The organism is Arthrobacter sp. SDTb3-6, assembly GCF_013376095.1.
In the GTDB taxonomy this organism is placed as follows: domain Bacteria; phylum Actinomycetota; class Actinomycetes; order Actinomycetales; family Micrococcaceae; genus Specibacter.
In genome coordinates this window covers 37,895-55,147 of sequence record NZ_JAAMFN010000008.1, presented here as the reverse complement: position 1 = coordinate 55,147, position 17,253 = coordinate 37,895, and the positions used below count along the sequence as shown (strand labels likewise).

Here is a 17,253-nt window from a genome sequence, read left to right as displayed (position 1 = left end):
ATCCAGGTCTGTCGATACCCGCATGGCCGGTGGTGGTTCACAGCCGTGTTGAAGTAATCCGTGTACAGCCGTTTGCGCGAAGACATCCTGACCCGGACGACCCCCCCCGACGAGAGTCTCACGGAAATGGCACTCACACAGCGGTACGCTGCGTCCCGAACCCCTGTCCGTGAAGCGCTCCAGCGCCTCGAGCAGGATGGCCTGGTCGAGCGGCGGGGCAAGGTCCTCACCGTCCGATCCCATACGGCTGAGGAAATCGTGGACATGTATGAATCGCGGATCATTCTTGAGCAGGCTGCAGCGGCAAAAGCGGCGCGCAAGCGGACCACTCCCAGCTCCTCGCTGGTCGGTCTACCCGAGGGATTGGATCAACAAGTACGCCGATACCCTCTGACGACATTGACGTATCCAGGCCGGTGGGAGACCGTGCTGACGCACTATGAGGCACTGATCCAGGCCATCGAATCGGAAGACACCACAACAGCCGGAGCCATTGCCGCCGCACACATGTCCGAATCGCTCAACATCCGGCTTCAAATGTACGCCAGCAATCCCGGGGTCCTCTAAGTAGGACAGCCGTGCCAGTTCCATCTCAGTAGTTGTAGTCCGTGGCCGGAACGCGCGGCCCGTGGTCCGGCCGCCGCCTGCCGGCCACCAGGTCCAGGGAGAGCTTCACCAAAGCACGTTCACCTGTGGCACCCCAACCGTGCAGCCTCCCCAGCCAATCCGCGGGAATGGTTGGGTACCCGGCGGCAGCTCCAATCAAACCTCCGGCAATCGCGGCAACAGTGTCCGTGTCATTTCCTCCGCGGACGGCATTTCCAGCGACAGCCGGAGCGCTTCCGGCCCCACCGCACCCGCTGACGCAAGGGCGCGGAAAATGGCGGACCACGCGCCCTGAAATGCCTCAACCACCCAGCCGTTGTTTTTGAAGTCGCATGGATGCGAAGCCTCGGCGACGTCGATCCGTGAACGCCATACCTCGGCCCGGCCGTCGTCCAGCAGCGGCAGCCCAACCCGCACATCCAGCTCGCCTTCCAGCACGGCATGGCGGATGGCTGCCGTCCATAGCTGACAGGCCTCGGTGGAGTCTGCCTCATAGTGGGTCAATGCGCTGATCCGTCCGGCGGCTTCCCACAGGCCAGCCGCGGAAGAAAGGAACGCCAGTGCGACGGGCGCCGTGCGCATCAGGGAGCCATTGCCGGCGGATCGCCCTGCACTCTCATGGTGGCCCCGGGCAGCCGCGAAAGCCGCCTGGTCCGCGGCCTTGCCTGCGGCCATCAGGTGCGCCGCACGTCGCAGCACTGAACCGGTTTGCGCCCCGACGTCCTTGGACTCCGCGGCCCATGCCTGCCAGCCGGTGACCATGCCTGAAAGCGAGCGTTCCCCCGCGGCGGACTGTCCGGCGTCGAGCGCATCGAGGATCGACGTTGCGATGGTGACGGCCATGGATGTGTCATCAGTCCATTCGGCGGGATCGAAACCGAACGGGCCGCCGCCCTTCATGGTCACGGATGCCGAGGCCGGGAGTGCGGGGCCGAATTCGTAGCCGGCTCCGAGCGCATCGCCGGCGGCAGTGGCGACCAGGGTGCCGGCGGCGCGGTCAAGTTGTGCGGGGGAGAGCTTCAAGGTGGTGCCTTTCGGTGGTTGAGCCAGTCGACGGTGGTAGAGCCGGTCGTGACCGGGCTGTCTGCTGTGCCTGAAGTTGAGTTACGTGAACACGGCGTGCTTGGCATTCCAGGCGGAGAGGTGGGCGATCTGCGGTTGAGTTCCCTCCGTGCCCCAAATACTCAGACCGCTGACGGGCAGGCTGGAATGGCCGTTTTCAATCCGACGTACCGAAATGGAGCCGGCGTTGCCGCGGTGTCCTGACTGGTTTCGGAGTCCAAGGCCATTGGACGCAATGGCCCCAACGAAGTCGCGGGCGGCCTGGGCCCGGACCGGGCGTGTGGCGCCCCGGCCGGCGGGGTTCCTGAACAGCAGCAGGTCCAGCACCAAGGCATCCATCACGGCGGCGAAGTGCCGGCGGAACAATTTCCGGGAACCGAACAGTTCCAAGGACAGGACCTGGCCTTCAATTCCAATGATCAATCCACGCTGGCCGTCCAGCAGGTTCGGCAGGAGGAATCCCTGGGGCCGCGGCAAGTCGAGGTGCTTAACCAGGGAGCCCGTCGCACTGTTGGTGCGGATGCCCTCGTAGCGCTGGACCCGCTGCCAGACAGCGTCCTGGTGGTCCGAGCCGTTCATATGCAGGCCGGCCTGGACATGGAACGGGGCGCGCCGGCCGGTGTTGAGGTGGGCGGGGCTGCCGTTCCAGCGCCCTTGTTCAACGCACACAACCTTGATGTTCGCCGTTTCGCCCGCGCCGATCAACGTTGTCCGGGCTGCCATTCGGTGCTGTTGTCCGCCCTCCAGGAGCTGTCCCTCAGTGAGCAGCGCCGCTTTGGTTCCCTGGTTGGTGACCGTGAGCCGGCTGACTTCCGGAGTCGACAGCTCGTTGACGCCCAGCTTCGCTTCGGTGCCTGTGACCAGGCCCTTGGTTGCCCGGGCGTCCACCCAGACCGGGAAGAACGTGGCCGCTCCGCACTGCATGCCGACGCCTACGTGTAGTTGGGGCAGTTTCATGGCGGTTCTCCTGATCATTGGTCGAGCCTTTCGAGGCACGTTCAACCTGATACAAATTTGCGCATTTATGCGCTAAAACAACGATAAGGCAAGTTGTGTATTTAGCGCAAGTCTGCGCAAAATAGAGTCATGACTTCTTCACCCGACCGGCCCTTAGACGGGTCCGGGAAGACGCTTCTGGATTACCCCCGCCCGTCGGTCGCCGTGGATACGGCGCTGTTGACCGTGCACGACGGCGCACTGAAAGTCCTGCTGGTCCGTCGCCCTGGGCCGGGGGAAGGGTGGGCGCTGCCCGGGACCTTTGTTCATCCGGGGGAGAGGCTGGCTGATGCGGTGCTGCGGTCCTTGCGGGAGAAGGCCGGAGTGACGGGGCGCTCGCCCCATCAGCTTCACGTGTTTGACGAGCCGGATCGGGACAACCGCGGCTGGGTCTTGTCGGTGGCCCACGTTGATGTAGTCCCGGAGGCTGCGCTGATCGGGTCCGCCGTGACCGCGCCACGGGCCAAGCCACAGCCGGTGATCGAGCTGGTCGAAATCGACGCGATCGATTCCATGGACCTGCCCTACGACCACGGCCAAATCATTGGCCACGCCGTGACCCATATCCGCGGAAATTACAAAACATCACCGGACCCGGGCGGGCTTCTTACTGGGCCGTTCACCCTCAAGGAACTGCGGGAAGTCCATGAATCAGTTCTCGGCGAGCCGCTACAGCGCGACACGTTCCGCCGCACCATGGAACGCCAACTGAGTGCCACCGGCGCCATGTCGGACGGAACCAAAGGGCGGCCAGCGGCCTTGTTCGTTTCCCGCGGGGCAACTTAATCCTTGTAGGGGCTCCACTTCAAGGAGCGGGACAAGGCCAAGTCCAGCTCGTTGCCGCCAGCTTCACGCAACTGCCCGGAATCGCCGACAACCACCAGCAGGGTCCGGGCACGGGACAATCCAACGTAGAGGCGTTCGGCTGCCCTTTCCATATCCCGGAACCCGTTGACACACAGGATGACGACGGACCGTTCCAGCCCCTTGAAGCCCAGCACGTGGCCGTAAAACTCTCGTTCGTTGGCATGAAATTCGCGCCAGTACTCGTCAATCTTTCCGGACTCGAAGAAGTCACGATGAATAGGATGGCGCGAGTTGGTGGTCAGCAATGCGATTTGGTTGTTCGCCCAGCCGTCATCGATGAGGGCGTCGATGCAGTCACTGGCTACGTCCAGGGCTTCCCCTTCCGAACATTCCACTCGTCGCACGGCAAGCCCGGTGCTTCCGCGCGGGGTGAACCTTTCCCCGGCAAAACTCTTGAACGTCTCGGCGATCTTCTTGGTGTTCCGCAGGTTGTCATCGATGTGGATGGGGATTAGGCCGGGGATCGCTGCGGCCGAATCCCAACGTTTGTACACATCCTGGCGGTCATCCATGAACGCATAGATTTCTGAAGCATCAGGATCTTTCAGGCAGGAGCGCAGGGCGTCCCACCAGCCGGGCGCGAAGTCCTGGGCCTCGTCAACGATGACCGCGTCAAACTTTTCCTCGCGACGCAGTGTTGAAGCCAGTTCCTTCAACATTCTGGGCATTTCAACATCGAAATAGTCCTGACCTTCCCCACTGGGGATTCCCAGCGACTGAACATATTCATGGAACTCCCCGGTGAAAGCGGGCTTGGCTGATCGCCACCTCCCTACCTGATTGATGAGGTGCATGCCAAGTCCCTTGTTGTAGCAGAACAATCCGACGCGTTTGCCGGACCGGCAGAGCTCGCGAGCCTTCTCCACGGCGAGCCACGTCTTGCCGCTGCCTGCCCCGCCGGTAAACCTGATCCGCCTCAAGGAGCGGGTGGCCGAGAGTAGCACCGACTGGCGCTCGGTCAGGTGGTCTTGTTTGTCTTCGTCTTCCTCGTATCCGGTAGCACTGGTTTCCGCCTGGTCGAGACCGCCCTCCAGCCTTGGAACAATTCTTTCCAAGAAGGACGCCGCCAAGGGCACAGTTCCACCGCCCTCGGTTTCAATGGCCTGCCGAATTTTTTCGGCAGCATTTCCAAGGTCTTCTTGAGCAAGAAAAAGCGCGCGGGGACTCCCGGACTTTACCCAGTCGGGCGACATAACCGAGTATGGGAAGGCGGCCATGTATATGAAACGGCTTGTCAGCGGGGTGCCGATCTGGTCGGCCAGCCAGTTCTTGAAGGCATGAGCGGAGCTTTGCGACTGGGCCAGAGGATCGCGGAGTTTATGCTTTCCATCTTTGCCACCAGACTGAAACCACTGCCCGTGATCATTGGTAATTTGTCCGCCTTTTACTTCTATGGCGGCAAGGCCCACACCCGGCCAAAGCACCAGAATGTCGATCTCGTGCTCAGCCCGGCCATGTCGGACCTGCACAGAGTGGGCCAGCACGACGTCTTCGGGCAGATCAGCCTTCAACGAGTCCCAGACTGACTTCTCGGCCAGCTGGCCGTCATCGAAGTCAGGGTCTGGCGGAATGCACTGCACGGGAGGACTCCTTTCCGGTAATCGGTGCCAACGAGATATTCAACCTGTAGGATCCGGATCGACGCGAAGTCATGGTCACGACTCGGCCAAATTCGCGAGGTATTCGGCGTGGGCCAGGGCAGCGCGCTGTAGTTGGTCCACCGACAGCTTGGGTAGTTTTTTATAGCGGTAAATGAAATCGGGATCGAAATGGTTGAACTCGCCTTCGGCTTTCCCTTGCTCATTGTTGGAACGGGGGACGTCTGCGGAATCCAGGATCTGGTCCAAATGGTCGAAGGCGTAGAACTCCGGATGATTCCGTGCGAATTCGGATCTGACGTTCTTGCTGACAAGCCCCTGGCCGGACAGGTGTGGGAGGCGCATTGCCAGTCGGAAGGCCCCACCCTGATATTGCCATCCGGCAAGGATCCCCCGCTCCTTCCCGTGAATAGCGGTGAACCAGCTGACGCCAGGGCGTGAATTGTTGAAGTGACTGTCAGCGCCCGCCGGCAGGCCCTGCTGCTTCAGGATAGCGTTCAGGCGCTCAGCTACGCGTTCCGCCCGAGTCTTGGACAGGCCCGAGACCATCTGTTTGGTCAGGTATTGGTCAACGTCGCCAGCGGGATCAAACACCGGTTCGTCTCTGTCCTTGATTCGTGTTGCGTCCACCAGCCCGCCCAATGAGAGCAGGACCTTGGCGTAACGTCTGACAGTTTCCACCTCGTAGCTTGGTTCCTCCCTGTCGAAGGCAACCTCGAGCAGTTCAGCCAATCGGTCGAAGCTGAGGTGCTTCCACACGAGCCGTTGGCCGCCTGTTGTGGTGTAGCGAGTCGGATATCCGTCTTCGATAAAGCCGGACCGGGTTGGGCTCAGCAGCAGCATGGCGCCTGGGCCCACGGGCCACCTGGCGACCTTTTCGGCATATTTGTCCAGCTGGTCAGGAGAGGGGGTGGAGAAGACCTTGTTCTCGATGACCAATGGTGCCTTGTCCGGCCAATGGAAAACTATGTCAAGGTTCTCTTTTTCACGGTCGACCCAACGACTTTCGCTGCCACTCCCGGAATTAACAAATTGACCGAAAACGTCGTCAGCTTTCTTCGGGAAAGCCTCGAATATCCAGGCCAACATGTTCGAGTGGAACAGTTCCTTGTTGCCAAACATGATCTGGGCAAGCGGTTCCGTGGCAAGTACCTGCGCGAAACTCACCTGGGATGTTTGAACCGGGGCCGGGATGCCATGGAGAAACAACCGGACCGGATTCGCCGCACCATGGGGCGGTGCAAGGTGGTGGACCGACTGCCCAATCCATGCGTCCGTTTCGGCGGATCGGTGTCCAGTGAAATAGTGGCGGTTCTTCATGCTTTCGGCAACGGCTGGGGCATAGCGCTGTTCACTTGTCCCCCAAGAATCGATGATGAACGCCGTCCGGATGATGCCGTCGGCGATTCCAAGGGCGATCTTTGCTGCGTCCCTGCTGCCGGATCCGATGCGCCAATTGCCACGGGTCATGTCGTAGAGGCTGCTCTCGGATTCCGTCGCGCCGTAGCTCTTGCCAATGACGAACATGGCGACTGGCATGTCGGTCCCCGGGAAGGCCTGACTGAGGATCTCGACTTCGCCGAAAGTAACAGCCATATGCATTCATCCCCAAGTGTTATTACGCCAGCAGGCAACCGGTAATCAGTCCTGGACATGACCTTACTTGAGAGCGGCAACATTGGAAGGCAAGCCGCTACCAGTGAAGTGGCCCCTGTTCGTCTTTGTCGTACACACCACATACCCTGGCCAGGTGAAGACATTTGATGGGGATGGATCACCAGAGCTGCTAGGCGAGGGACTCTACGAGTTGCTCCACACAAAGGAGCTGGGCCGGCGTCTCGCCGCGGTGCCGGAGCTTCAGGCCGGCATGGACGACCTGGGCCGGGATGACTCACCCGCAGCACTGGCGCGATACGTCGGCAATGCCGTCCAGCAACTGCTCATGGACACCAGGGAAGAGGACCGCGTTGCGAAGGCGAACCAGATCCTGGCCGTCATCGACCCGGGTAATCAGGTCACCCCGGGTCCCACCCAGCTCATGTCACTTCACAAACCCGATGCACTCAAGCGCCGGCAACTCCGCCGTCCCACCACAAACCTCAGCGACAGCGCGCTGCTCACCAACGGCAAGGACGATCCAAACCTTGCCGCCGAGATCCGGGCGGAGATCGAGTCCGCCGACGCAGTGGACCTGCTCTGCGCCTTCATCCGGTGGACGGGAATCCGCCTGCTGGAACCGGCACTCGAAGGGCTGAAGGAGCGCGGCGGGAAATTCCGGGTCATCACCACCACTTACATGGGCGCCACCGAACGCCGCGCCATCGACCACCTCGCTAACAAGTACGGCGCCGAGGTCAAGATCAGCTATGAGACACAGTCCACCAGGCTGCATGCCAAGGCCTGGCTCTTCGACCGGAAGACCGGTTTCAGCACCGCCTACGTTGGAAGCTCGAACCTGAGCCGGGCCGCCATGCTGGACGGCCTCGAATGGAACGTACGCCTCTCCAACATCGGGACACCTGCACTCCTGCAGAAGTTTGCCATCACCTTCGACAGCTATTGGGAACAGCGGGCGTTCCAGGACTATGACCCCGCCACGGATGCTGCCAAACTTGACGCAGCCTTGCAGCGCAACGGCGGCAAGCTGACCTCCGCCCCCACGGGATACACGGGCCTTGAGGTGGAACCGTTCCTGCACCAGGTCGAGATGCTTGAAGACCTCGATGCCGAACGAGCCAAGGGTTTCCACCGAAACCTGATCGTCGCGGCCACGGGCACTGGGAAGACAGTCATCGCAGCCGTCGACTACAAGCAACTCTGCGAAGCCGCCGGTCGGGATCTGAGCCTGCTGTTCGTCGCCCACCGCAAGGAAATCCTGCAACAGTCGCTGACCACCTACCGCAACGTCATGCAGGACGGAGCCTTCGGCGAACTGTTCGTCGGAGCAGACAAGCCCAAACAGTGGAAGCACGTTTTCGCCAGCGTCCAATCGCTCTCCGCCAAGGGCATCGGCGTGCTGCCCGCAGACCGGTTCGACGTCGTCGTCATTGACGAGTTCCACCACTCGGCCGCGTCCACGTACCGGAAGCTGATGGAACACCTTCAGCCGCTGGAACTGCTCGGGCTGACGGCCACGCCCGAGCGGGGCGACGGCATCCACGTCGCCGACCTGTACTTCGATGGGCGGACGGCGAGCGAACTGCGCCTCTGGGACGCCCTTGACGCCGATCTCCTGGTCCCGTTCCACTACTTCGGGGTGTCCGACGACGTCGACCTGAGCCATTTGGACTGGAAGCGCGGATCGTACGACCTGCAACAGCTCAGCGGGCTCTACACGGGCCACAGTGCGCGCGCGGCCAAGGTGGTCAGGGAACTGCAGGACAAGGTCACCAGCACCCAGGACATGCGCGCCATCGGCTTTTGCGTCTCGGTGCAGCACGCCCGGTACATGGCGCAGGTGTTCAATCAGGCGGGAATCGCGTCGCTTGCGGTGTCGGGCCAGACGGACGACGGCGAACGCGCCCTTGCGCTTCGACGGCTGCGGGACCGCGAGATCAACTGCATTTTCGCCGTTGACCTTTTCAATGAGGGCCTCGACCTGCCGGAGGTGGACACGATCCTGCTCCTGCGCCCGACGCAGAGTGCCACGATCTTCATCCAGCAGCTGGGCCGCGGGCTCCGGCGGGCCCGCGACAAAGCCGTGCTCACGGTGTTGGACTTCATCGGGCAGCAGCACCGCGAGTTCCGCTTTGATGACCGGTACCGGGCCATGACAGGCTACGGCAGGAAACGCCTTGAGAAGGCGGTGGAAGACGACTTTCCCTTCCTGCCATCCGGCTCCCAAATTGTCCTGGACCGGGTCGCGAAGGACGTGGTGCTGACGAACTTGAAGGCTCAGCTGAACTTAAATAAACCGAAACTGGTGGCCGACATCAAGTCGTATTCGGAGCTGTTGTTGGCGAATTACCTGGAAAGGTCAGGCAATGACGTCAAGACCATCTACAAGAGCACCAGGAACTCCTGGACCGACTATTTGCGCCTCGCGGGGCTCATCGACGGGCTTTCCCCCTTGGAATCACTGGCCGGCGGGAAGTACGACGAGTTGAACCAGGCCGCGGAGAAGAAGCTTCTCGGCCGGATGGCGGCCCTGATTCATGTTGACGACCAAGAACGCGCGGATGCCTATTCCATGCTAGTTTCTGCCAACGCACCTTCCTACGCGGACCTGGCCCCGCGGGAGCAGGTCTTCGCCAGGATGCTCTTCTTCACGCTGTGGGACGACGCCGGCGGATTCACCTCCTACGACGAAGGCTTCGATCACCTGCGCCGCCATCCGCATGTCTGCAGCGAGATTCAGCAGATCGTGGCGCTGGGAGCCGCGGCGTCCAAGCGGGCCGGCAGGAGCCTTGGCATGGAGTATGCGGGAATTCCGCTATATTCGCATGCGACGTACAGGCGCGAGGAAATCTTGGCCGCCCTGCAGTATGGGTCTTTGGAGACCGGGAAGAACGTCAAACACCGCGAAGGCGTTGCCTGGTGTCCGTCCACCAATACGGACGCATTCTTTGTGACGATAAGCAAAGACCAGGCCAAACACTCTGCCACCACCATGTACAAGGACTATGCAATCAGTCCGCAGCTGTTCCATTGGGAGTCGCAGAACAACACTTCGCCGACAAGCACTGTTGGCCGGCGCTACTTAGGCCACAAGGCGCAGGGGTCCAACGTCCTGCTGTTCACCCGCGACACCGCTGAGGACGAAACCGGGTTGACCTTGCCTTACACGTGTCTTGGCCAGGTCGACTATGTCCAGCACAAGGGGGAGAAGCCAATCGCCATTACATGGAAGCTGCACCGGCCGATGCCGGCGGACGTGTTCGCCGACGCGGCGGCCGTCGCCCAATAAGACGTTCAGGCACGGAGTCCCGACTTGTCGTGAGACAGTCCGAAAAGCGGGCCGCGTCAATTCGATGTCACATACTCGATAGTAGTTTTCTTCCCTGCCACAGTGATTGCGTACCCGCTGCTACAGGAGGACCGCTGTGACCGTTCGAGACAACACCAACCGCCGGCTCAAGGAAGTTCTGGACATCATGGCCGCAGGGTCGTGGGAGGACCAGAAGCCCAACGGGGGAGAGGTCTTGGCAGAGGCCGTGGCCCGCATCCCTTTCAGCAAGGAAGAGTCCGAGCTCCTCAGCGGAGGCATTCCGCGTGGCCACAAGAACCTGACCAAGGCCACCGCGGAGCTGGTGAAGGCCGGTTGGATGAGCAAGGGCCGCAGCGGCTGGGAAATCACCGAGGACGGGCTGAAGGCCACTGTTGCGTTCAAGACCGTTGATGCGCTGACCGCAGCCCTCGCCGATGGAACCCCGGTCCCGGCCGAAACGCCGCTCCCCGCCAAGCCTGTGGCCAAAAAGGCTGCCGCCAGGAAGCCCGCGACCAAAGCCGCAGCCACCGCCAAGAAGGCGCCGGCCAAGGCGGCCCCCAAGAAGACCGCCACGAAGGCACCTGCCAAGGCATCCGGCGTCGAACATAAGGACCAGCCGGCCTCAGTAGCCCTGGCCGGGGACTTCGGCACCATCCTGGGCGCCCTCGTGAACTGGGACCCCGCACACGACAGCGTGCAGATGAAGCTGGATGCAAAGCGCGGCACCTGGAAGCTGACCGCTGACCTGCCGGCAGGAAAATACAGCTACAAGGCCGTGGTGAACGGTTCCTGGGATGAGAACTACGGCGCATTCGGCCTGCGGGACGGCGCCAACCACGAGTTCGAACATGCCGGTGGGCCGGTCACCTTCCATTACGACCACGCCACCAAGGACGTGCTGCGGGGCGAATAGGGGCGGGCCGCGCGCCCCTTGGTCTCGACGCGCTCGCAGGGCTCGCTGCTCGACCAGCGGGGGAGCCGGACCTATCCGTGGAGGGTCCGGTACGTTTCCGCGGCCGCAGGGTGCAACGGCAGCCCGGCCGTGTTGATCAAGGTCTCGGGACTGAGAAACTGGATGCCGAGGCTGGACTTCGGGATAAGCTCCCGGGCGTGGTCCACCAGCAGCAGCACCGTCTGCCTGACCGTCTCGGCGTTGAGGTCCGCCCGGCACAGCAGCAGATTGGCAACGCCGATGGTGTTGACGGATGGCGTCCCGCCATAGCTGTTCTCCGGAATCACTGCGTGTTCGTAAAAGCCACCGTAGCCTGACGCCAGCCGCGGAAGCAGCGCAGCCAGGTCGAGAAACCGGAGCCCGACTTCGGCATTGGCTGCGGTGATGGCCGCTGTGGGAAGACCGCCTGACCACAACAGCGCGTTGATGGCACCCTTGCGGATCGCGGCCAGCCCGTCGTTCAGACCCAGCTGGTGCTGCCGTACGGGATTCCGTGAGTCCGGCCCCAGGCCCGCAGCATCGATGATCCTGCCGGCGGCCAGCGCCGTCCCGGAACCCACCGCGCCGGTCCCCACCGACCTGCCGGCCAAGTCTTCGAATGAGCCAATCCTGCTGTCCCTCCGCACGATGCAGTGGACGTAGTTCTCATAGACCTTGCCAATGGCCACCATGCGTCCCGGGGTCGCATTCATCAGGTCCGCAGCGCTGTCCGCCAGAACCGGGCCCATCGTGGCCGACCCTGCGAGGATCCGGGAAAAATTCTCCGCGCTGCCGCCTGTGGAAATGGTGGTGGCGGTCCTTGCCACGCCGTTGCGCTGCAGTGACGCGGCGAGCAGACCCGCAAATTCCAGGTAGAAACCGCCGGGCTCGCCGCCGGCAATCACGGCACGATCCAGCGGAGAGTGAGGAGCGCAGGCCGCGACGGCCGGCAGGATCGTTCCGGCCAGAACGGCTCCGGCGGCGGATTTGAAGAGCCGACGGCGGGTCACCGGCTGGTTCTCGACAGCCTCGACCGGCGGGCGGGCGTCAATCATCGGAGGACCTTGGTCTCGACAGGCTCGACCGGCGGCTGGGTCTGGACAAGCTCGGCCGCCGGTCCGGGCCCGGCCAGCGGGGCAGGACCAGCCTGGCCCGCAGCCCGTGCGGCTCGCTGGGGCCCAGCACCAGCGTGCCGCCGTTGGCTTCGGCCAGCCGGTCCACAATGGTCAGGCCCAGCCCGGTGCCCCGGATGTCCCGGTGGTCCGGCGACCGCCAAAACCGCGTTGTGCTCAAGGCGAGGTCGTCGGGGGACATGCCGGGGCCGTCGTCGGACACCTCAATGTCCACGGTGGCGGCAGATGCCTTGAGGGTGAGCCGGATATGGCCGCCGGGGGCGTACTTGATGGCATTTTCCAGCAGCTCGCCCAGCATTTGGGCCAGTTCAAAGGGGCTGCAGGCCACATAAAGCTCGGCGTCCGGGCTGCTTTGAAGTGACAATTTCGTCCCGCTGCCGGTGGCCGCCGCCGTGGCCCTGTCCAGTTCTTCCTGCACGGCCAGCAAGGCGTTCGCCCGGTCGTGCTCCGAGGCGGGCACCGGGCCCACGGCCTTCCCCGCCGTGCCCTCAAAGGCGCGGTTTTCCGCCGTGGCCAGCATGAGCACCCCGTCAAGGAGTTCCTCCACCCGGCCCAGCTCGGCCGTGACGGCGGAGAATGCCTCGGGCTCCGGACCTGCCTTGAGCTGGAGCAGGTCCACCCGCAGCCTCAGGGCGGCCACGGGGTTGCGCAATTGGTGGGAGGTGTCCGCAATCAGCTGGCGCTGCTGCTCGAGGCTCCCCTTGACCGCCGCGGCCATGGTGGTCAGCGAGCGGCTGAGCTCCCGCAACTCCGGCGGCCCGTCCTCGGGGACGCGGCGCATGGAGCCGGTTTCCTCCAGTTCCACCACGGCGGAATTGAGCCGGTGGATGGGCCGCAGCACCCACCGGGTCACCCGGGCCGCACCAAACAGCAGCCCGACTTCCAGCAGGGCTCCCGCTGCAATGACCAAGATCCACAGCGTCCTCAGCTTGGCCTGGGCGGTACCGGCGTCGACTTCCAGGACCACCTCGCCCATGACCTGGTTCGCGCTGCCAAAGGATGTGGACACGAGCATCGTGCCGGGGCCGACGGGACGCAGCGCCGGCAGCTTGGTCAGGCTCAGGTTCAGGCTGGCATTGAACAGGGCATCCCTGACATCCGCCCGGGCGGGATCGAGCACGCCCGAAACCAGGGTGCGATCCTGGGTGTGAACCAGGATCCCTTCGCCGTAGAGCTTGGAGTAGGTATCCATCGCCGTCTTCAGCCCGGCCCACTCATGGGTGGCGGCGGCATCCGCGGCCACCTGGGAAAAACGGTTGAGCGAGGCCAGCCGGTTGATTTCCAGGTCCTGTCCGAGCGCGCGGCTGCCGGCGCTCAGGATCGAATACGCCAGGCCCACCACCAGCAGCACGGACAGAAGGCCCAGGACGCCCAGGACGCGGACCCTCACCCCGGGTTCGCTTCGAAGCGGTAGCCGACGCCGCGGACGTTGACGATGTAGCCCGGCCGGCCCAGCTTGGCGCGCAAGCCGGTCAGGTGGACGTCCAGGGAACGCGAGGCTGCCACGAAGGCGTCGCCCCAGAGGGCATCCATGATTTGTTCGCGGGTGGCGATGGAGCCGCCATGGCGGACCAGCAGTTCCAACAACCCGAACTCGGTGGGGGTCAATGCCAGGAGCCGGCCATCCAGCTCGGCGGTTCGGTGGTCCGAGTTGAGCGTGAGGGCTCCGGCGGTGAGCTGGCTGCTTTGGGGCGCCGCACGCCCCATCCGCCGGCCCACGGCTTCGATCCGGGCCAGCAGTTCGGCGAGCTTGACCGGTTTGACCAGGTAGTCGTCCGCGCCCAGCCGCAGGCCTCGGACCACGCTGCGTTCATCATCGCGGGCCGTGAGGATGATGACGGGGGCCAGGGTCACCTGGCGCAGCTTGCGCAACACGTCCAGGCCGTCCATGTCCGGCAGGCCCAAATCAAGCAGGACCATGTCCGCCCCGTGGTGCCGGAGCAGGGCGTCGCTGCCACGGAACACCCTGGCGGCCTGGTGCCCGGCGGAACCCACGGCCGCAAGCAGGGCGGAGGCAACGGCGTCGTCGTCCTCAACGATCAGCAAGTCCACGCGTCAGTCCCTTTGCGGCAGTGCCGGGCAGCCTGTCGCGGTGACAGGCTGCCCGGGCCAGTGTGCTTCCAGATTACCGGGCGGCGACGTCGTCCAGGTCGGGGGTGCCGCCGTCGGGCGTGGACCCGAGGGCTTCGGCCTCGATGTGCGAGGTCTTCGACGACTCGCCCATCCTCCAGTAGACGATGAAGCTGACGGCGATGCAGGCGGCCACGTAGAAGTAAAACACCGGCTCCAGCCCGATGCTCTTCAGTCCAAGGGCGATGAATTCCGCGGTGCCGCCAAAGATGGCCACGGTGAGCGCGTACGGCAGCCCGACGCCCAGGGCACGGATTTCCGTCGGGAAAAGCTCGGCCTTAACAATGGCGTTGATGGACGTGTAGCCGCTGACGATGACCAGGCCCACCATCATGAGCAGGAACGCCCCCACGGGGTTTTTGGTCCCCGCCATGAGGAAGAACAGGGGAACGGTCAGGAGCGTGCCGAGGATGCCGAAGCCGAGCAGCAGCGGACGGCGCCCAATCCGGTCTGACAGAGCTCCGGCCACGGGCTGCAGGACCACGAAGGCCAGCAGGGCGAAGAAGTTGATCCAGCTGACAGTGGACTTGTCGATGCCCACGGTGTTGACCATGAACTTTTGCATGTACGTGGTGTAGGTGTAGAACGCCACCGTGCCGCCCAGGGTAAGCCCGACGACGGTCATGACGGCCTTGGGGTGCTGGAGCAGGATGCGGATGGTGCCGGCCTGGGACGTGGATTCCTTGCCCAGCCGGGTGAACTGCTCGGATTCATCCATGGTGCGGCGCAGCCACAGGACTGTCAGGGCAAAGATGGCGCCGAGCACGAACGGGATCCGCCAGCCCCACGTCTTCATGTCGGAATCGCTGAGGAGTTGTTGCAGGATGATCTGCACGCCGAGGGCAATCAGCTGCCCGGCGATGAGGGTGACGTACTGGAAGCTGGAGTAGAAGCCGCGGCGGCCGCTGCTGGCCATTTCCGAAAGGTACGTGGCGGAGGTGCCGTATTCGCCGCCCAGGGACAGGCCCTGGATGAGCCGGGCGACGACGAGGATGATGGGCGCCCACACGCCGATGGTCTCGAAGCCCGGTGTGCAGGCAATGATCAACGAACCGGCGGCCATCACCGTGATGGACAGCGTGAGCGCGGCCCGGCGGCCGTGGCGGTCCGCGTACCGGCCCAGGATCAGGCTTCCGAGCGGGCGCATCAGGAAGCCGACGGCGAAGATGGCCGCCGTGTTCAGCAGCCGCGACGTGGAGTCGCCCGCCGGGAAGAACTCGGCCGAAAAGTACACGGCAAAGGCCGCGTAGACGTACCAGTCGTACCATTCGATGAGGTTCCCCACGGAACCCTTGAAAATGTTGCTTGTGATGCGCCGCGTCGTTGCGCGCTCACGTGCCTTGTCCACGGCAGGTGCGTCCATGGATCCTCCTCGACGTTTTGGGTTGTGGCCCCGAAGAAGTGATGGGGCACAAGCCAAGTTATGCGTGATCCGGGGCACAACAAAGCCGATCCGGGCTTTCCTAACACTTCCTTAGGTTTGCCGGTTGCGGGGAGAATGCGGCGGGGTTTCCGGGCGTGGGCGGGCAGTCGGGCCGGGGTCTCGACCACTGGGGCGCGACCCCTGCCCCCCGCCTAGTCGGTGTCCTTGTTCAGCTGCCGCCTGGCGATGGACAGCCCGGCAACGATCACCACCAGGATGCCGGCAGCTCCGCCGATGATGCCCCACGGCACCGCCGGGCCGGAGGAACCTTCCGCCGCGACAGCCGACGCCGTCGGCCCGCTTGCCGCCGCCGGCGCACTGGCGCCGCCGGTGGCCGTGAAGGAAAATGTCCCTTCGACGGGGTGCGAATCCGAGGAGACAATCCGCCACTCCACCGTGTACTTTCCGGCCGGGGCACCCGGCTTGACACCCTGCGTGACGTGGTTGTCAACGATGTTCACGGGGCCTTCGGCCCAGTTGGTGCCTGCCGCATCCTTGACCAGGATCTCCGAGCCGATCGCGGTGGGCGTGTGGTTGAACGTCAGCCCGATCCTGGCCGGCACGGCGGTGACGGTTGAACCGTCTGCGGGGCTGGTGCCCTCCAGCTGGTCATGCGCCTGCGCCGCGGCCATGGGGAGCATGAACGCCGCCAGTGCGACGACGGCCAGCAGCGCCCGCGCGAACGGGCCCAGGCGGCGGTGTGCTGTGGTGCGGTTGCTCATGGCATTTCCTTATTTCGCCGTTGGCTTGCGGCGGCCGGCAAGGACCATGCCCAGTGCGGTGCCGCCCAGGAGCAGGCCCGCGGCGCCGAGCACGATGCCCCACACGGAGGCGGCATTGCCGGTGTCGCTGGTGGTGGCTGGGTCGGCGGCCGGGGTGGCGCCGTCGGCGGCGGTCGTGACGAACGACGGGGCCGGGTGCTCGGGTTCGGCCTGGCCGGCGACGGCCTTCTGGTCCCAGTTCACCACCGAACCGTCCGTGTAGGTCTGGCTGGCCGGCAGCAGGACGGTGGTGCCTGCCTTGGGGAGCTTGCCCAGGGACAGGGAGAAGGACTGGTATTCGTTCGGGCCGATCTGGTGGGCGGCGTCGGCGGTCCATTCCACGGAGGTGGCTGCCTTGGTCACCTCGCTGCCGCCCACGGTGACAGGCTTGGGGAGCTTGGTGGTGATGACCTTCGCGGTCCAGCCGTCCAGGGCCTTGACGGAGACGGAGGTGAAGGGGTGGTCGGTGGGGAGTTTGACCACGAGCTTGGTGGTCTTGGCGGTGTCCGATTCGTTGGGCACGTTGAACGTTACGTGTGTGTAGCCGTTGGCTGCCGGGTCATCGGCGACGGCGTGGACGTGGGCGGATGCGGCGGCGGCGCCGGCGGCCAGGAAGGCGGCGGCGAGGGCGCCGGTGGCGATGGTCTTGAGGGTGCGGCGTGCTGGGGATTTCATGGTGGGCCTTTCAGGGGCTCTGAAGCTGTGGGTGTGGGTATGCGGCGGGCGGCCCGGACGCCGGAGACGGGTCAGGGGTGCCGGATGGGTGCCGCAGGGCGGCGGGCCGTGGTGTCCGGCCCGGGGGGATGGCCGCAGCACGCG

General features: G+C 64.1%; 14 protein-coding genes and 1 pseudogene. 4 read left to right on the top strand and 11 right to left on the bottom strand.

Annotated features, from left to right (window positions below; all coding sequences use genetic code 11):
• Positions 1 to 60: 60 nt before the first annotated feature.
• A complete protein-coding gene (locus G6035_RS06005; protein ID WP_371130877.1) occupies positions 61 to 567 on the top strand; it encodes a GntR family transcriptional regulator in 507 nt (168 codons plus the stop codon).
• Positions 568 to 592: 25 nt separating this feature from the next.
• Here G6035_RS06005 and G6035_RS20530 read toward each other — a convergent pair whose 3' ends face one another.
• From G6035_RS20530 to G6035_RS05995, 3 genes and pseudogenes are all read right to left on the bottom strand, one after another.
• Positions 593 to 892, bottom strand: coding sequence for an ADP-ribosylglycohydrolase family protein (locus G6035_RS20530; RefSeq protein ID WP_218062994.1), 300 nt, complete (start codon positions 890 to 892; stop codon positions 593 to 595).
• Positions 886 to 1,629: pseudogene (locus G6035_RS19980) on the bottom strand (ADP-ribosylglycohydrolase family protein); the annotation flags it as partial. The gene G6035_RS20530 and the pseudogene G6035_RS19980, both read right to left, overlap by 7 nt.
• Positions 1,630 to 1,710: 81 nt before the next feature.
• Positions 1,711 to 2,625: an ARPP-1 family domain-containing protein gene (locus G6035_RS05995; RefSeq protein ID WP_176616170.1), complete on the bottom strand. Its 915-nt coding sequence runs from the start codon at positions 2,623 to 2,625 to the stop codon at positions 1,711 to 1,713.
• Between the two features lie 129 nt (positions 2,626 to 2,754).
• Here G6035_RS05995 and G6035_RS05990 point away from each other — a divergent pair, with 129 nt between their 5' ends.
• Positions 2,755 to 3,450 carry an NUDIX domain-containing protein gene (locus tag G6035_RS05990; RefSeq protein ID WP_176616169.1) on the top strand — a complete coding sequence of 232 codons (696 nt, stop codon included), beginning with the start codon at positions 2,755 to 2,757 and terminating at the stop codon, positions 3,448 to 3,450.
• Here G6035_RS05990 and G6035_RS05985 read toward each other — a convergent pair.
• Together G6035_RS05985 and G6035_RS05980 are read right to left on the bottom strand one after the other, a co-directional pair.
• A complete protein-coding gene (locus tag G6035_RS05985) occupies positions 3,447 to 5,111 on the bottom strand; it encodes an NERD domain-containing protein (RefSeq protein WP_176616168.1) in 1,665 nt (554 codons plus the stop codon). The genes G6035_RS05990 and G6035_RS05985 overlap by 4 nt on opposite strands.
• A 75-nt stretch (positions 5,112 to 5,186) precedes the next feature.
• Positions 5,187 to 6,725, bottom strand: a complete 1,539-nt coding sequence (locus G6035_RS05980) for a PD-(D/E)XK nuclease family protein (protein WP_176616167.1) — start codon at positions 6,723 to 6,725, stop codon at positions 5,187 to 5,189.
• Between the two features lie 271 nt (positions 6,726 to 6,996).
• On the opposite strand from G6035_RS05980, the gene G6035_RS05975 reads away from it, so the two are divergent.
• Both G6035_RS05975 and G6035_RS05970 read left to right on the top strand, forming a co-directional pair.
• Positions 6,997 to 10,035 (top strand): DUF3427 domain-containing protein, encoded by a 3,039-nt coding sequence (locus tag G6035_RS05975; RefSeq protein ID WP_176616231.1) that lies wholly within the window; start codon positions 6,997 to 6,999, stop codon positions 10,033 to 10,035.
• Positions 10,036 to 10,171: 136 nt separating this feature from the next.
• Complete coding sequence (locus G6035_RS05970) at positions 10,172 to 10,969, top strand: glycosidase (protein WP_371130876.1); 798 nt, start codon at positions 10,172 to 10,174, stop codon at positions 10,967 to 10,969.
• 71 nt (positions 10,970 to 11,040) lie between these two features.
• Here the strand turns inward: G6035_RS05970 and G6035_RS05965 are convergent, their stop codons facing one another.
• The 6 genes from G6035_RS05965 to G6035_RS05940 all read right to left on the bottom strand — a co-directional run bounded on the left by G6035_RS05965 (position 11,041) and on the right by G6035_RS05940 (position 17,109).
• On the bottom strand, positions 11,041 to 12,042 hold the full coding sequence (locus G6035_RS05965; protein WP_176616166.1) for a TAXI family TRAP transporter solute-binding subunit: 1,002 nt from the start codon (positions 12,040 to 12,042) through the stop codon (positions 11,041 to 11,043).
• The gene (locus tag G6035_RS05960) at positions 12,035 to 13,510 is read right to left on the bottom strand and encodes a HAMP domain-containing sensor histidine kinase (RefSeq protein WP_176616165.1); all 1,476 of its coding nucleotides are present in this window, start codon (positions 13,508 to 13,510) and stop codon (positions 12,035 to 12,037) included. Before G6035_RS05960 ends, G6035_RS05965 begins: the two co-directional genes overlap by 8 nt.
• Positions 13,507 to 14,172: a response regulator transcription factor gene (locus tag G6035_RS05955; RefSeq protein WP_176616164.1), complete on the bottom strand. Its 666-nt coding sequence runs from the start codon at positions 14,170 to 14,172 to the stop codon at positions 13,507 to 13,509. The genes G6035_RS05960 and G6035_RS05955 overlap by 4 nt, the downstream gene beginning before the upstream one ends.
• Positions 14,173 to 14,245: 73 nt before the next feature.
• A complete protein-coding gene (locus G6035_RS05950; protein WP_176616163.1) occupies positions 14,246 to 15,613 on the bottom strand; it encodes an MFS transporter in 1,368 nt (455 codons plus the stop codon).
• A gap of 212 nt (positions 15,614 to 15,825) precedes the next feature.
• A complete protein-coding gene (locus G6035_RS05945) occupies positions 15,826 to 16,395 on the bottom strand; it encodes a copper resistance CopC family protein (RefSeq protein WP_176616162.1) in 570 nt (189 codons plus the stop codon).
• 9 nt (positions 16,396 to 16,404) lie between these two features.
• Positions 16,405 to 17,109, bottom strand: a complete 705-nt coding sequence (locus tag G6035_RS05940; RefSeq protein ID WP_176616161.1) for a YcnI family protein — start codon at positions 17,107 to 17,109, stop codon at positions 16,405 to 16,407.
• Between the last annotated feature and the right edge of the window lie 144 nt (positions 17,110 to 17,253).

Coding starts and splice junctions, on each gene's coding strand:
- G6035_RS05995 (WP_176616170.1), bottom strand. CDS start 2,625: ATGAAACTGCCCCAACTACACGTAGGCGTCGGCATGCAGTGCGGAGCG.
- G6035_RS05990 (WP_176616169.1), top strand. CDS start 2,755: ATGACTTCTTCACCCGACCGGCCCTTAGACGGGTCCGGGAAGACGCTT.
- G6035_RS05980 (WP_176616167.1), bottom strand. CDS start 6,725: ATGGCTGTTACTTTCGGCGAAGTCGAGATCCTCAGTCAGGCCTTCCCG.
- G6035_RS05975 (WP_176616231.1), top strand. CDS start 6,997: ATGGACGACCTGGGCCGGGATGACTCACCCGCAGCACTGGCGCGATAC.
- G6035_RS05965 (WP_176616166.1), bottom strand. CDS start 12,042: ATGATTGACGCCCGCCCGCCGGTCGAGGCTGTCGAGAACCAGCCGGTG.
- G6035_RS05950 (WP_176616163.1), bottom strand. CDS start 15,613: ATGGACGCACCTGCCGTGGACAAGGCACGTGAGCGCGCAACGACGCGG.
- G6035_RS05945 (WP_176616162.1), bottom strand. CDS start 16,395: ATGAGCAACCGCACCACAGCACACCGCCGCCTGGGCCCGTTCGCGCGG.
- G6035_RS05940 (WP_176616161.1), bottom strand. CDS start 17,109: ATGAAATCCCCAGCACGCCGCACCCTCAAGACCATCGCCACCGGCGCC.